General features: G+C 39.9%; 6 protein-coding genes. 2 read left to right on the forward strand and 4 right to left on the reverse strand.

Annotated features, from left to right (window positions below; all coding sequences use genetic code 11):
- Positions 1-11 precede the first annotated feature (11 nt).
- Positions 12-10175, forward strand: coding sequence for a calcium-binding protein (locus H3T75_RS10995; protein WP_198210933.1), 10164 nt, complete (start codon positions 12-14; stop codon positions 10173-10175).
- Positions 10176-10532: 357 nt separating this feature from the next.
- On the opposite strand, the gene H3T75_RS02670 is transcribed toward H3T75_RS10995, so the two are convergent.
- The 4 genes from H3T75_RS02670 to H3T75_RS02685 form a co-directional block, all read right to left on the reverse strand.
- Positions 10533-12053 (reverse strand): catalase, encoded by a 1521-nt coding sequence (locus H3T75_RS02670; RefSeq protein ID WP_084551049.1) that lies wholly within the window; start codon positions 12051-12053, stop codon positions 10533-10535.
- 293 nt (positions 12054-12346) lie between these two features.
- Positions 12347-12694 carry an iron-sulfur cluster insertion protein ErpA gene (gene erpA, locus H3T75_RS02675; protein ID WP_025330995.1) on the reverse strand — a complete coding sequence of 116 codons (348 nt, stop codon included), beginning with the start codon at positions 12692-12694 and terminating at the stop codon, positions 12347-12349.
- A 54-nt stretch (positions 12695-12748) separates the two neighbouring features.
- Positions 12749-13795, reverse strand: a complete 1047-nt coding sequence (gene argC, locus H3T75_RS02680; protein WP_144363189.1) for an N-acetyl-gamma-glutamyl-phosphate reductase — start codon at positions 13793-13795, stop codon at positions 12749-12751.
- A gap of 31 nt (positions 13796-13826) precedes the next feature.
- The gene (locus tag H3T75_RS02685; protein WP_084551045.1) at positions 13827-15698 is read right to left on the reverse strand and encodes a potassium transporter Kup; all 1872 of its coding nucleotides are present in this window, start codon (positions 15696-15698) and stop codon (positions 13827-13829) included.
- Between the two features lie 441 nt (positions 15699-16139).
- Between H3T75_RS02685 and rimP the strand changes: the two genes are divergently transcribed.
- Positions 16140-16622, forward strand: coding sequence for a ribosome maturation factor RimP (gene rimP / locus H3T75_RS02690; RefSeq protein ID WP_084585112.1), 483 nt, complete (start codon positions 16140-16142; stop codon positions 16620-16622).
- Positions 16623-16665 lie beyond the last annotated feature (43 nt).

Genomic DNA, 16665 nt, shown 5'->3' on the forward strand with positions numbered 1-16665 from the left:
GAGAGAGATTTATGAACTGTTTTATTAAAGGCCAAGGCTTTCAGGGATATTTATCATTGCAGGAATATGAATTGGAAAAAAATTCTTATGATTTAACTGAAGCTCAAAAAAATGAATTAGCATCTATTTTAGATGATATTAATAAGAAACTGGCTAATGGTGAGGATGCAGATTATTCCAAAGCCTATGAATATTTAAAATCAACTATACCGCAGGGTAATCCGGACGGTGTAGGCTTAAGTAATTGGTTAGACGTGGCAATAGCCACTAATAGCCGCGGAAAAGCCGGTGGAATATGTGGTAGTATTACCGATACAGCTTTGCGCGTTGCTACTGATCTGATTATGCGCTCGAATCTGGCGAAGTATAATGCTGATAAATATAATCAATTTTCTAATGAAATGGCTGATGCAATGCTGAATAATATAGTAGCGTCGGGGAAAGTTTCATTAGACGGAATTTTGAAATCAGATGCACAGGGGTTTACCCGATTTGATCCGGATTCGTTAACACTTGCAGATTGGCCCGGTGGTGCACTGGACTGGCATAATTTAAAATTCAGCCCAGATGCTTTTGATTTAGGTGGTCTTTTAAATACTCTAAAGAATGCTCTTTTTGGGGCTGGTCATTTACTACTAGATCCTCTTAATTTCGGAAACTGGATATGTGAAAGTATTAGAGAATGGTTAAATTTGAATCGTGACGGTAAGTATTATATCTATGATCCTCTTGTACTGGATCTTGACGGAGATGGTATAGAAACAGTTGGTTCCAGAAAATTAATTGGGGCTCTCTTCGATCATGACGGAGATGGTATCCGCACGGCTACAGGCTGGGTAAAGGCTGATGACGGTCTGCTGGTTGTTGACCGTAATGGTGACGGTATCATTAATGACGGTACTGAACTGTTTGGTGACAGTACATTGCTGGCTGACGGCACTAAAGCAAAAGACGGTTATGCTGCATTACGTGAATTTGACAGTAATGGTGATGGTCGAGTAGATGCGCAGGATAAACATTTCAATCAGTTACGTGTATGGCGGGATCTGAATCAGGACGGTATCTGCCAGACTAATGAATTGTTTACACTGGAACAAGTTGGTGTTAAAGCACTGAATCTGGCTAATAAAAATACAAATACTAATCTGGGTAACGGCAATACTTTAGCGCAAAGCGGAAGTTATGAAACTACAGACGGACGTACCCATGAAATGGGTGATGTCAATTTTGAGCATAAGCCAGTTTTCAGCGAGTATACCGAAGAAGTTAAACTGACAGAACAGCAAAAACAGGCACCGAATTTAAAAGGTACAGGCCGGGTACGTGACTTACGCGATGCAGCAGCGCTTTCAGATAAACTCGCCGAGCTTTTAAATACTTATTCGAATACAGAAACGCGAGCCGGACAATTGTCTTTACTAGATAACTTATTGCTGGAATGGGCAAAATCCGATCCTCAGTTTGATGAGAATGCTAAATATTCTCTGGGTACAGACTGGATAAGAGGTAGCTCAAATACTGGCGGTTCAGGTTTTACACCTTCACAAGAAGGTGGCTTGAAAGTTGTAGATCCTGAATGGCTCAAAAAATTTGATACTTACAGCAATAAACTGAACATTCTGAATGCTTTTACAGGTGAATCTTCTAAATTGTTTTATGCGGGTACCGCAAAGCAGCGTCAGAAACTTCTGGATACTATTGATGATACTTATAACAGTATCCGTGATAGCCTGTATGAAAGTTTGTTGTTCCAGACACGTCTGAAACCATATCTGGAGAAGTTAGCTTTTAAATATGAAAATGATCAGATATCTTTAGATTTTTCAGATACTACTGCGGTTTTCAATCAGGTTTTCCAGCATAATCCGGAAAAAGCTTTTGTTGACTTAGGAGAATTTCTTGCCTATCAGTACGATGGTTTCTGGCCGGAAGGATTTAATCTTTTAAATCAGTATATTGATTATGCTAAAACTTATGGTGTATATGAACAATGGTGTAATCATCTGGGGCAGACGGCGCAGGATAAACTGAGTGTACGCTCAGGCAGTGATGGCGACGATATTCTGATTGGTACCAATCTTCTGGGTGATGGCAGAGATATTATTAAAGGTGGTGCCGGAAATGATATTCTTATCGGCGGAATAGGTAACGATGATCTGGATGGAGGTGCTGGCTCAGATATTTATGAATTTGCACGCGGATTCGGTCAGGATGTTATTCACAATCATGATACCGGTACAGATAAAACAGATAAGATACGTTTTACTGACGGTATTTTAAGAAGTGAAGTGATGTTTGTTCGCGAAGGTAATGATTTATTCCTGAAAATCAGAAATACTACCGATCAAATTAAAATAGAAAATTTCTTCATTAAAGATGGTCACGGCGGATATGAAATTGATCTGATTGAATTTGCTGATGGAAAACAGCTTAAAGTAGAGGAAATCAAAGCATTATTGTTACAGGCGACAGATAATAACGATATTATTCATGGTTATGAATCAAATGATTCGCTGATAGGTCTTGCTGGCAATGATACTTTGAAAGGTCATGGCGGGGATGACCTGCTTGACGGTGGAGATGGTAATGATAACCTTGATGGCGGTGCTGGTAATGATGAATTAATCGGTGGTGCCGGCAATGATATTCTTTATGGCGGGGATGGCGATGATATTATTATTGGTGGTACCGGTAATGATTATCTGGAAGGTGGTGAAGGCTCAGATCTGTTCATCTTCGACAAAAATTTTGGCAACGACAAGTTACTCGAATTCAATCGCTCAGGTAAAGATATTAATACTGTATACTTCAAAAATTGGATAAAAGATGATTTTATCTATTATCGCAAGGGTTTGGATTTTTATATTGTGGCTAAAAATTCAGCTGATTCATTACAAATTATCAACTTCTTCCGTGCTTCTGGTGAAAATCAGCTAGACTATATTAAATTCTCAGATGGCAGCCAGCTGGATATTTCAGATATTCGTACCCTTACTCAAACCGGAACTGATGGTGATGATGAGTTGTATGCATATGGTACAAAAGATACATATCTGAATGGCGGGAAAGGCAATGACCAGCTTTATGGTGCAAACGGTAATGATACATTGATTGGCGGTGACGGTAACGATCGTATTTATGGTGGTGCCGGTAATGATATTTATATATTCGGCAGCAATTTCGGTCATGATGTTATTAATAACTATGATTCATCCGGTAATCGCGAAGATATTATCCGCTTTACCGATAATATCAGTCAGGCTGATTTAATTTTCCGGCGTACCGGCAATGATCTGGTTATCAGAACCCGTCAGGACGATAACAGCATTACTGTTCAGAATTATTTTCAGAATGAAGCAAAAGGAAATTATCGGGTTGATTTCATTGAATTTGCTGATGGTACCCGGTTAAATGTGCAGGATATTAAAAAATTAACCCAGACTGGTACTGATGGTGATGACGAGCTTTATGCTTACAGTAATGAAGACACCGTACTTAATGGTGGTCTCGGTAATGATTCACTATTTGGTGCAAATGGTAATGATACATTGATTGGCGGCGACGGTAACGACCGTATTTATGGTGGTGCCGGTAATGATGTACTGACAGGCGGCACAGGAAACGACTATCTGGAAGGTGGTGAAGGCTCAGATCTGTTCATCTTCGACAAAAATTTTGGCAACGACAAGTTACTCGAATTCAATCGCTCAGGTAAAGATATTAATACTGTATACTTTAATAATTGGATAAAAGATGATTTTATCTATTATCGCAAGGGTTTGGATTTTTATATTGTGGCTAAAAATTCAGCTGATTCATTACAAATTATCAACTTCTTCCGTGCTTCTGGTGAAAATCAGCTAGACTATATTAAATTCTCAGATGGCAGCCAGCTGGATATTTCAGATATTCGTGCTTTTAATCAAACCGGAACTGATGGTGATGACGAGCTTTATGCCTACGGTAATGAAGACACCGTACTTAATGGTGGTCTCGGTAATGATTCACTATTTGGTGCAAATGGTAATGATACATTGATTGGCGGTGACGGTAACGATCATATTTATGGTGGTGCCGGTAATGATGTTCTGACCGGCGGCACAGGAAACGACTATCTGGAAGGTGGTGAAGGCTCAGATCTGTTCATCTTCGACAAAAATTTTGGCAACGACAAGTTACTCGAATTCAATCCCTCAGGTAAAGATATTAATACTGTATACTTCAAAAATTGGATAAAAGATGATTTTATCTATTATCGCAAGGGTTTGGATTTTTATATTGTGGCTAAAAATTCAGCTGATTCATTACAAATTATCAACTTCTTCCGTGCTTCTGGTGAAAATCAGCTAGACTATATTAAATTCTCAGATGGCAGCCAGCTGGATATTTCAGATATTCGTGCTCTTAATCAAACCGGAACTGATGGTGATGACGAGCTTTATGCCTACGGTAATGAAGACACAATATTTAATGGCGGGAAAGGCAATGACAAGCTTTATGGCGCAGACGGTAACGATACATTGATTGGCGGTGACGGTAACGATAGTATTTATGGTGGTGCCGGTAATGATGTACTGACCGGCGGTACAGGAAACGACTATCTGGAAGGTGGTGCCGGTTCCGATATTTATATATTCGGCAGCAATTTCGGTCATGATGTTATTAATAACTATGATTCATCCGGTAATCGCGAAGATATTATCCGCTTTACCGATAATATCACTCAGGCTGATTTAATTTTCCGGCGTACCGGCAATGATCTGGTTATCAAAAACCGTCAGGGCTATAACAGCATTACTGTTCAGAATTATTTTCAGAATGAAGCAAAAGGAAATTATCGGGTTGATTTCATTGAATTTGCTGATGGTACCCGGTTAAATGTGCAGGATATTAAAAAATTAACCCAGACTGGTACTGATGGTGATGACGAGCTTTATGCTTACAGTAATGAAGACACCGTACTTAATGGTGGTCTCGGTAATGATTCACTATTTGGTGCAAATGGTAATGATACATTGATTGGCGGCGACGGTAACGACCGTATTTATGGTGGTGCCGGTAATGATGTTCTGACCGGCGGCACAGGAAATGACTATCTGGAAGGTGGTTCCGGTTCCGATATTTATATATTCGGCAGCAATTTCGGCCATGATAAAATTAATAACAATGATTTATCCGGTAACCATGAAGATATTATCCGCTTTACCGATAATATCACTCAGGCTGATTTAATTTTCCGGCGTACCGGTGATGATCTGGTTATCAGAACCCGTCAGGGGGATAACAGCATTACTGTTGAGGACCATTTCTGGAATAAGGTGAAAGGAGGAAGATATCAGGTTGATTTTATTGAGTTTGCTGATGGTTCCCGGTTAAATGTGCAGGATATTAAAAAATTAACCCAAACCGGTACTGATGGTGATGACCAACTTTATGCTTACGGTAATGAAGACACGGTATTTGATGGCGGTAAAGGTAATGACGGGATTTATGGTGCAGACGGTAATGATACATTGATTGGCGGCGACGGTAACGATAGTATTTTTGGTGGTGCCGGTAATGATGTTCTGACCGGCGGCACAGGAAACGACTATCTGGAAGGAGGTGCCGGTTCCGATATTTACATATTCGGTGGCAATTTCGGCAACGATTATATCAGAAACAATGATTCATCCGATAATCGTAAAGATATTATCCGCTTTACCGATAGTACCCGTAAGGCTGATTTAATCTTCCGGCGTACCGGCAATAATCTGGTTATCAGAACCCGTCAGGGCGATAACTGTATTACTGTTGAGAGCTATTTCTGGAATGAAGCAAAAGGAAATTATCAGATTGATTTCATTGAATTTTCTAATGGTGCCCGGTTAAGTGTTCAGGATATAAAAAAATTAGTCCAAGCCAGTACTGATGGTGATGACGAACTTTATGCTTACAGTAATGAAGACACGGTATTTAATGGCGGTAAAGGCGATGACAAGCTTTATGGCGCAGACGGTAACGATACATTGATTGGTGGTGACGGTAACGATCAAATTTATGGTGGTGCCGGTAATGATGTTCTGACCGGCGGCACAGGAAACGACTATCTGAAAGGTGGTTCCGGTTCCGATATTTATATATTCGGCAGCAATTTCGGTCATGATGTTATTAATAACTATGATTCATCCGGTAATCACGAAGATATTATCCGCTTTACCGATAATATCAGTCAGGCTGATTTAATTTTCCGGCGTACCGGCAATAATCTTGTTATCAGAACCCGTCAGGATGATAACAGCATTACTGTTCAGAATTATTTTCAGAATGAAGCAAAAGGAAATTATCAGGTTGATTTCATTGAGTTTGCAGATGGTACCCGGTTAAATGTGCAGGATATTAAAAAATTAACCCAGACCGGTACTGATGGTGATGACGAGCTTTATGCTTACAGTAATGAAGACACAGTATTTGATGGTGGTAAAGGCAATGACAGGCTTTATGGCGCAGACGGTAACGATACATTGATTGGTGGTGATGGTAACGATCGTATTTATGGTGGTGCCGGTAATGACGTTCTGACCGGCGGCACAGGAAACGACTATCTGGAAGGAGGTGCCGGTTCCGATATTTATATGTTCGGCAGCAATTTCGGCCATGATAAAATTAATAACGATGATTCATCTGGTAATCGTGAAGATATTATCCGTTTTACCGATAGCATCACTCAGGCTGATTTAATTTTCCGGCGTACCGGTGATGATCTAGTTATCAGAACCTGTCAGGGCGATAACAGTATTACTGTTCAGAAATATTTCCGGAATGATGACGAAGGAAATCATAAGGTTGATTTCATTGAATTTGCTGATGGTACCCGGTTAAATGTGCAGGATGTTAAAAAATTAACTCAAACCGGTACTGATGGTGATGACCAACTTTATGCCTACGGTAATGAAGACACGGTATTTGATGGCGGTAAAGGCGATGACAAGCTTTATGGAGCAGACGGTAACGATACATTGATTGGCGGTGATGGTAACGATCGTATTTATGGTGGTGCCGGTAATGATGTACTGACAGGCGGCACAGGAAACGACTATCTGGAAGGAGGTGCCGGTTCCGATATTTATATATTTGGCAGCAATTTCGGCAACGATTTTATCAATAACGATGATTCATCCGATAACCGTGAAGATATTATCCGCTTTACCGATAGCATCACTCAGGCTGATTTAATTTTCCGGCGTACCGGTGATGATCTGGTTATCAGAACCTGTCAGGGCGATAACAGTATTACTGTTAAGAATTATTTCTGGAATGATGACGAAGGAAATCATAAGGTTGATTTCATTGAATTTGCTGATGGTACCCAGTTAAATGTGCAGGATGTTAAAAAATTAACCCAAACCGGTACTGATGGTGATGACGAACTTCATGTTTACGGTAATGAAGACACGGTATTTGATGGCGGTAAAGGCAATGACAAGCTTTATGGCGCAGACGGTAACGATACATTGATTGGCGGTGCCGGTAACGACTGTATTTATGGCGGTGCCGGTAATGATGTTCTTATCGGCGGCACAGGAGACGATAAGCTATACGGAGGAGACGAGGAAAAAGATCGTTATGAGTTTGAAGCCGGGCATGGATCAGATATAGTTTATGATAAAGGCAAGCAAGATATTAATTCAAAAAGTCAACGTAATGATCTGATATTCAAAGGCGCTAAACTGGCAGATACGAAGTTCCTTTGTGTTAACGGAAAAGATCTGATTATTCAGGCATATGGTGCAGCAGATTCGGTGACTCTCCCTGACTATTTTGTTACTAATAGCTATGGGAGCAGAGAGTTTAACTTCATATTTGATGATCGAAGTATTGCATATGAAGATCTTTATGAATATCCTTTGTTAGGAAGTAATAAAGATGATGTTCTGAATGGAGGAAAAGGTAATGATATCCTGAATGGAAACGAAGGTAACGACATCCTTTATGGTAACGATGGTAATGATATTTTAGTTGGCGGAGACGGAAACGATATACTAAACGGAGGAACTGGTAACGATAGTCTGAACGGAGGCTGGGGTAAAGACTGTTATGAATTTGAAGTTGGGCATGGTCATGATGTAATTAATGATGAAGGTTATATTGAAGAAATATCTAAACGTAATAATGTAGTGTTTAAAGGAGCTAATTTTTCTGATGCCCAATTTTTCCACTCTGGAGAAAATCTGGTTATACAAGCATATGGATCAGAAGATTCTGTGACGATCTTAAACTATTTCGGTTCCGAAGGCAGCTACTACCGCTCATTTAATTATATATTTGAAGATATGACTATAACGTATGAGTATATTACTGATAATTATATTTTTACTTGTATCGGAAGTGATGAGGACGATAGTCTGTACGGATCAGATGGAAAAGATATTCTTAACGGTGGAAACGGTAATGACTTCATAAGAGGCGGACTGGGATACGATATTTTGATTGGAGGTACAGGAAATGATCATTTATGCGGAGGGGATGGTCATAAAGATCGTTATGAGTTTGAAGCGGGGCACGGGAATGATTTTATTGATGATATGGGAAGTCACGGCAAAATAAATTATGATAAAGATAATAATGATTTAGTATTCAAAGGAGCAAAGCTGACAGAAGCGGAATTTACCCGTTCCGGAGATCATTTAGTTATCCGGGCATATGGAGGTGATGATTCGGTTACTTTGTGGGGCTATTTTAAGGGAGATTCTAGTAGCTATAATGAATATAGATCATTTAATTTTATCTTTGAAGATGAAACTATTATAGGTAAAGATATTAAAGAACGATATACTTTCAATCAAAGTGGAAGTGAAAAAGACAATACTATTTTTGGATGGGATGGAAAAGATATTTTAAAAGGGGGAGATGGTAACGATATACTATATGGAGGGAATGGTAACGATATACTGTATGGAGAGAATGGTGACGATACACTGTATGGAGGAGATGGTAACGATATACTATATGGAGGGAATGGTAACGATATACTGTATGGAGAGAATGGTGACGATACACTGTATGGAGGGGATGGTAACGATATATTGTATGGAGGGACAGGTAGAAGTATTCTGAATGGGGGAGACGGTGACGATATTCTTAATGGGGGACGCTTCACTGATATTCTTATTGGCGGAGCTGGTAATGATATATTAAGTGGTGGAGATAGAAATAAAGATCGCTATGAATTCGAAGCTGGTCACGGACATGATATAGTTAATGATTTAGGTGGAGGCTATGGGAAATATGGTTTTAATGATTTAGTATTTAAAGGTGCGCAATCAGCAGAAGTTGTATTTATTCGATCTGAAAATAATTTGATTATTCAGGCTTACGGTTCAGAAGATTCAGTAACTTTACCTGATTATTTTGATTTCAATAACCAATATAGTAGAGAATTTAACTTTATATTTGATGATAAAACTATTTATGATTACAATCTTTCTTCTTATCCTATCATTCAATGTACAGATGACAAGAATAATACTATTTACGGATGGGATGGAAAAGATATACTAAAAGGAGGAGCTGGTAATGATATTCTGAATGGAGGTTCAGGAAACGATGTTCTGATTGGAGGAGCTGGTAATGACATTTTAAATGGTGGTAACTGGGAGAATGATTGTTATGAATTTGAAGCCGGACATGGTCAGGATGTGGTGAATGATTTAGGAAATATGGGTAAAAAATATCAGCATCAGCGTAATGATTTGGTGTTTAAAGGTGCTAGTCTGGCCGATGCTGAATTTATCCGTTCTGGTAATGATTTAGTCATTTATGCATATGGATCAGCAGATTCAGTGACCTTACCTGATTATTTTGATACTAAAAATAAAAATAGCCGAGCTTTTAATTTTGTGTTTGAAGATAAAAGCGTTACCTATGAAGATATGAAGAAAAATCCTTCTTTTGGTGTAACTAAAGCTAAAAATGGAAATGATATTGTTAATCTACGGAATATTGCTTCCAGTGATTTGGCAGATAACTCACCACTTAAAGGTAAATTTGTTTCTAATAATAGTAATGATCCTTCAGCACAGATTCAGAATTTACTTTCAGCCATGGCAGGATTTACTCCCGCTATTGATGATAGATTAAATTCGGTGGGGCCGATACAGCAATCTATGCATTTAACAAGCCCCCCTGCTTATTAAATAAATTGGTTTATTCATTAATTAAGTCCAGGTAATAAAATACCCGTAATTACTGATTACGGGTATTTTTTATTGTGCATGAGATTATCTATGAAAAGTTCAGAATAAAGTTAAATGTTAATTTAATGCAGAATTTGAAGGTTTGAAATAAGTTGATGATCGATGAATAGTCATCAAAGAAATTCAGGTAATTAATATTATAAATTTTAAATATTAAAATATTTTAATGTTTTAGTTGTTTATGAATCCGGATTAATAAAGATTTTAGTTTTAATAAATTATCTAACAGAAATATATTTCTATATAAAAATCCTTAAACGTTATTGTTTAAGGATTTATATCAATTAATGATTAAGTTTAAATCAGAACAGCGCATCCCTGTGCCGGGTCACTGCTGCGTGCTGCTATGGCTGCTTCTACTGTCATGCCCAGTGCTTTGGCTACGCCTGTACCATAGTCCGGATGGCAGGCATTGCAGTTACGAATATGTCTGTATTTGATAAAGTCAGGTGCATCACCCATAGCTCGTGCTGTGTTTTCAAACAGTACCTGCTTCTGGTTATCATTCATTAAGTTAAATAAGGCGCGGGGTTGGCTGAAATAGTCATTATCGTCTTCGTGGAAATTCCAGAAATCAGCATCACCATGTATTTTAAGCGGAGGTTCGCGATATTCAGGCTGTTCCTGCCATTGATGGAAGCTGTTAGGCTCGTAATGGGGCAGACTTCCATAATTGTCATCTACCCGGGTTGTACCATCACGATGGTTACTGAAAACGGGACAGCGTGCTTTATTAACCGGTATCTGATGATGATTGACCCCTACACGGTAGCGGGCAGCGTCTGCGTAATTATACAGGCGTGCCTGTAATACTTTGTCAGGAGAAACGCTGATTCCCGGTACCAGATTACTAGGAGCGAAAGCAGCCTGTTCAACGTCAAGATAATAATTATCCGGGTTGCGGTTTAGTTCAAATTCGCCCACCTCGATAAGCGGATAATCACCATGCGGCCATACTTTAGATAAATCAAACGGATGATAGGGTACTTTTTCTGCATCGGTTTCCGGCATGATTTGGATGTACATTGTCCATTTAGGAAAATTACCGGATTCGATAGCATTGTAAAGATCGCGCTGATGACTGTCGCGATCTTGTCCCATAATAGTGGCGGCCTCTTCATCGGTAAGGTTTTTAATTCCCTGTTGAGTGCGGAAGTGAAATTTAACCCAGAAGCGTTCTTTATTAGCGTTAATGAAACTAAATGTATGTGAACCGAAACCATGCATATGCCGGTAACTAGCCGGTATGCCTCTGTCGGACATGGTAATGGTTACCTGATGAAATGATTCCGGCAGTAAAGTCCAGTAGTCCCAGTTATAAGTAGGGCTGCGCAGATTGGTACGGGGGTCACGTTTGACGGCTTTATTAAGGTCTGGAAATTTACGCGGATCACGCAGAAAAAATACAGGTGTATTATTGCCTACCAGATCCCAATTGCCCTGCTCGGTATAAAAGCGCATGGCAAAGCCGCGGATATCGCGCTCAGCATCGCCACCACCGCGTTCAGCTGCTACTTCAGAAAAGCGTACAAACATTTCGGTTTTTTTGCCAATCTGGCTGAATAGTTTGGCACATGTATATTGGGTTATATCGTGGGTAACTGTGAAAGTACCAAATGCACCTGAGCCTTTTGCATGCATCCGGCGTTCAGGGATAACTTCGCGGACAAAATTGGCCAGTCTTTCGTTCAGCCATAAATCCTGAGCCAGTAAAGGACCGCGTGGTCCGGCTGTGAGACTATTCTGATTATCAGATACAGGCGCCCCCTGATCTGTTGTGAGATGGGTTACCGGGCATTTTTTTATATCATGGTTCATGGTAAAGCTCCTTGTTAATTTGTTATTAAAAAAGGCCTTTACTGCTTTCGGCTACCCGGATGATTATAGGCTTTTGAATAAAATATGATGTTAATATTTTGTTATTTTATGTTTTATTGTAAATGGAAATTATTTTTTAATATTGTGTGAAATTTTTAATGTATTGAGTTTTAAAGTGAACAATTTTTGGTTATCGCTGGTTGTTGCCCATAAATAAACCAGCCTGCTTTGGCTGGTTTAGAAAATTAATTCAGTTGTTTGAGTAAAGAAATCTTGCTATATAGTCGATTCACTTAAACAGAGAAAGACGAGCCACAGCCACAGGTGGTAGTTGCATTAGGGTTACGGATAACAAATTGTGAACCGTGCAGACTTTCAGAATAATCGATTTCAGCACCAACCAGATACTGATAACTCATTGGATCGATCAGAAATGTTAAGCCATCTTTCTGGATTTCAAAATCATCATCATTAACGATTTCATCAAAAGTAAAACCGTACTGGAAACCTGAGCATCCTCCCCCTGTTACAAATACGCGCAGTTTCAGGTCCGGATTGTTTTCTTCTGCAATTAAATCTTTTACTTTGGTACAACAGCTTTCAGTAAAGATAATCGGTGTTTCAATATCGGTTTCTGACATGGTGTAGTCCTTTTAATAATATGTGCATACTTGATTGTCTATCCTGCTGACCGGTTATGGCAAGAGGGGAATAAGATTTAATCCGCTTTTTTCATCAAGCCCGAACATGATATTCATATTCTGTACAGCTTGTCCGGCTGCACCTTTTACCAGATTATCAATTACAGAAAGAATAATCCAGGTATTATTCTGCGGCGCAGGTTGTATACTGATGCGGCAGAGATTTGCTCCGCGGACTGAGCGGGTTTCAGGTGTGCTGCCAGCAGGCATGACATCAACAAACGGGCTGGATTGATAATAATCGGCAATCAACTGATATGGGTTGCAACCTTCTTTTACCTGAATATATATGGTGGCATGCATGCCGCGAATCAAGGGCGTCAGATGAGGTACAAACACCAGACTGTTACCTGAATTAGGTTGTAAAAGATTCAGTGTTTGCCTGATTTCCGGTAAATGTCTGTGTCCGCTGATACCATAAGCTTTGAAATTATCGCTGCATTCTGCGAACAGGTTACCGGTATTTGCTTTGCGACCTGCACCAGATACTCCTGATTTACAATCGGCAATAAGCGGCATGTCATGAATCAGACATTGTTGCTGCAATAACGGTAATAAAGGCAGGCTGACACAAGTCGGATAGCAGCCCGGATTGGCTACCAGCTGCGCCTGAGTAATGGCAGTACGGTTCAGTTCCGCCAAACCATAAACAGCTTTTGCGATCCATTCGGGGCTGGCATGAGTAAACGGATACCATTTTTGCCAGACTGCTACATCTTTGATACGGTAATCTGCAGACAGGTCGATTACTTTAACTCCCTGTGTCAGTAATATTGGAGCCTCATGCATGGCTACACCGTTAGGTGTTGCAAAAAATACTAAGTCACATTTACTTAAGTCGGCCTGATCGGGATGTTGGAAAATCAAATGATCATAGATGCCGCGCAAACTTGGAAAATAATCGCTTAGCGTTGTTCCGGTAGTGCTGCGGCTGGTAACGGTGATGATTTCAGCTTCCGGATGCTGTGCCAGTAAACGTAATAGTTCTACACCAGTATAACCTGTGGCTCCGACTATGCCGATTTTAATGCTCATATGGATCTCTCATGAATTTTTTGCAATTGCTGTGTAGTTAAATCACGACCTGAGCGCCGAGTTCGACGACGCGGTTAGCCGGTATATGATAGTAATTACCGGCTGAAGCACTGTTTTTATATAACCATTTGAAAAGGCGTGCACGTAACCGCCCCATATTGCCATGTTTGGTTTTGGCGGCAACAACAATGCTGTCGTGTGACAGAAAAAAAGAGGTATCCATGGTATCAAGTTTAATTCCTTGTTCAGCCATCAATTTCAGAATATGGGTGATATTGGCTGTTTCCTGAAAACCATAATTGGCGATGACTCTGGTAAAGCGGTGACCAATCTGTTTCATGGCAATACGGTCATTATCGGCTACATAGGGTATTTCTTTGGTTTTGACGCTGAGCAATACATTATAGCTATGCAGTACTTTATTGTGTTTCAGATTATGCAGGAGTGCTCGTGGAATGCTGAACGGGTCGGAAACCATGAATACTGCATTGCCGGAAACAATCTGAGGCGGGTAGTCGTGCAGGTTTTCAACAAAATTATCCAATGAAAATTCCTGATTTTGCTGTGCCTGTAGCAATTGTGCCTGTCCGCGACGCCATGTTGAGAATAATGTAACCACAATCAGGGCTACCATTACCGGGAACCAGCCGCCATGAATTAGTTTTAGCAGGTTACTGCTGAAGAAAACCAGATCAAAACACAGAAAAACCGAAGTAAGCAGTAAGGCAAGCGGGATTGGCCAGCGCCAGTTTTTAATCATTACTACGCAGAACAGACATGAGGTAATAACCATGGTACCCGTAACTGCAATACCGTAAGCTGAAGCCAGATGTTCTGAATCGTGAAAAGCCAGTACTACTAATGTGACTGCTACCAGTAACAGCCAGTTAACCAGCGGCAGGTAAATCTGACCAACTTCTTCATTATTGGTATGGATAATATTCATGCGTGGGGCAAAGCCAAGCTGTATTGCCTGACGGGTAAGCGAGTAAGCTCCGGCAATAACGGCCTGACTGGCAATAATAGTTGCAAAAGTAGCCAGAATAATTAATGGAATCAATAGCCAGTGCGGTGCGCTGAGAAAAAACGGGTTATTAATTGCATTCGGATTATGCAGAATCAGGGCACCCTGACCCAGATAATTGATAATCAGACTAGGTAAAACAATTTTTATCCATGCTGTCTGGATTGGTTTACGACCAAAATGTCCCATATCGGCATAGAGGGCTTCTGCACCGGTTACAGCCAGTACAACGCAGCCTAGCCCGATAAAACCGTCCCAGCCATGATTAATGGCAAAATTAATTGCATAGAAAGGGCTGAAAGCAAGAATAATTTTCGGAGCCTGAACTATCTGATACAGGCCTATCAGTGCAATAGCACTAAACCATATCAGCATAACCGGACCAAACAGTGTACCGATTTTGTGTGTACCTTTTTTTTGAATGAAAAAAAGTCCGAACAGGATAATCAATGCTATAGGCATAACATAAGGGCGGAAGTTTTCACTGATTACCGTTAACCCTTCTGCAGCGGATAAAACCGATACGGCCGGCGTAATCATGGCATCACCGTAAAAAAGGGCGGTGCCGGTAAGCCCCATCATCATCACAATCCATACAGGTTTACCCTTAAGATGCTGCATTGCCTGCTGCATCAGTACAACAACGCCGCCTTCACCATTATTATCGGCTCGCAGAATAAACAGAACATATTTCAGAGTAACGATCAGGAGTAATGACCATACAATCAAAGAAACAAAGCCCAGTACATTAGTTTGTGTGGGAGCGATTGTAGAAGCGCGGAAGCTTTCTTTTAAGGCATACAGAGGACTGGTTCCAATGTCACCGTAAACAATACCCAATGCAGCCAGTGTCATTGCGGTATTGGCAGAAAACTGTTTACGCATTTATTTACCTCTAGTGATTATAGGGGAGTGCAGTTTAGTCTTAACGTCAACTTTAGCCAATCCCTTAAGTGTGAGTTTCTTTAGTTTTTTATTCAATAGTCATAGCAACTTATAATTAATTCATATTAATTTTGTGCTTTTGGATATGATGCAGATGCATCATTTATCAGTATATCTGAACGAAACGGTAAATTGTTGACATTATTTCATAATTTGTTATGAAAAATTTACATAATGTTAATTATTATGACTGATTTCAGACAGTGATTATACAGTGCCGATGACGCAATTAATTGATATGTTTGTGCTAATCGGTATTAATTTTAAATTTGAATAATGGCAGGTGGTTTCTTTTTTTTCAACAATGAGTTAAAATAAAGAAATTTTTCGAATTATTGAGAAATGGCCCTAAGGCCATTTTTTTGTTTTTATGGAGCACAGATGGATATTCAGGGCATTTTAGAAAAAACTTTGCCGGGTCTGGGCTATGAGCTGGTTAATTATGAGCTGACTGCTCAGGGGGATTTACGCGTCTTTATTGATAAGGCAGAAGGCGGTATTTCCCTGGATGATTGTGTTGCGGTCAGTAATCATTTAAGCCGGGTATTGGCTGTAGAGGATGTGGATTATCAGCGTCTGGAAATTTCCAGCCCGGGCTTAGACCGTCCTTTAACCAAACCGGCAGATTTTACGCGTTTTACCGGGCAACTGGCCAAGATTAAGACACGTTTGCCTATAGACGGGCAAAAGAATTTTATTGGCCGGATTAATGGTATTGATGAAAACGATTTAATCAGTATTACGCTGGAAGAAATTAATGAAGCGCGTCGGGCCAAACGTGCTGCTGTGGCAGCCGGTAAGACAGTTTTAATAGAATGGCAGAATATTGATAAAGCACGTTTAAAACCAGAATTTGATTTTTAAATTGAAATTTCATATTTTTGTAAGCAAAGGCTTACAAGGAGAA

Origin of the sequence: Snodgrassella sp. W8135 (assembly GCF_016101225.1) — a bacterium.
In the GTDB taxonomy this organism is placed as follows: domain Bacteria; phylum Pseudomonadota; class Gammaproteobacteria; order Burkholderiales; family Neisseriaceae; genus Snodgrassella; species Snodgrassella alvi.

Coding starts and splice junctions, on each gene's coding strand:
- rimP (WP_084585112.1), top strand. CDS start 16,140: ATGGATATTCAGGGCATTTTAGAAAAAACTTTGCCGGGTCTGGGCTAT.
- erpA (WP_025330995.1), bottom strand. CDS start 12,694: ATGTCAGAAACCGATATTGAAACACCGATTATCTTTACTGAAAGCTGT.
- H3T75_RS02685 (WP_084551045.1), bottom strand. CDS start 15,698: ATGCGTAAACAGTTTTCTGCCAATACCGCAATGACACTGGCTGCATTG.
- H3T75_RS10995 (WP_198210933.1), top strand. CDS start 12: ATGAACTGTTTTATTAAAGGCCAAGGCTTTCAGGGATATTTATCATTG.
- H3T75_RS02670 (WP_084551049.1), bottom strand. CDS start 12,053: ATGAACCATGATATAAAAAAATGCCCGGTAACCCATCTCACAACAGAT.